Raw genomic sequence first — 690 nt, forward strand, 5'->3', positions numbered from 1 at the left:
CTGGATGGCTCTTTCTCTGGTGCGGTGTTCCAGGTGGGCAGCCAGGCCGGTGACAACATCACCGTCGGCTCCATCACGAATGCCAAGACGGGCAGCTTGGGTAAGGCTGAGTTTGGTGAATCCGCTTCCAGCGTGATCAACACCATGGCAGCAGCAGATTTGGCCGCAAAAGCAGGTCTGTCGACCGATACCTGGAAAAGCTCAACGGTGGCAGAAGCCACGGCTGCTTTTGGTACGGTGACCGCAGTGCCTCCTGTAGCCGATGTGTCAGCAACCGACTTTGCGGATGCAGTGACGCTGGCGGTGAATAGCGGCGCATCGACCACCTACTACAACTTGGGTGAGTTCGATGCAGCCAGCACGACAGAAGAGCGTGCCGGTGAACTGGTCGCACGTATCAATGCTTTGACGGCAGATACTGGCGTGACCGCATTTTTGGAAAAAGATGACGGCGGCATTTTGTCGGTGAAAACTGTGTCCGGCAACACCCATGCGGATGCCAATGGCAACCAAGTGACCAATGCCGTCAAAGTTTCCGGATTGGATGCCACGAATTTCGGTGCAGCCACTGCGACAGGCCTGGATATTGCCAATTCCCCAGCCACAAAGGCCACGTTGGATGATGTTGATGTGGGAACCCAATCGGGTGCCTGGAAAGCCATCAAGCAAATTGACAGCGCCATTGATGCA

The 690-nt window shown here is 55.8% G+C and carries 1 protein-coding gene; it reads left to right on the plus strand.

Going from position 1 to position 690, the window contains the following annotated elements; all coding sequences use genetic code 11:
- Window positions 1–690, plus strand: a 690-nt coding sequence (locus AC27VO_RS16520) for a flagellin family protein (RefSeq protein ID WP_488667807.1), incomplete at both ends; no start/stop codon positions are given.

The organism is Comamonas sp. 14P8.1.4, from assembly GCF_057799285.1.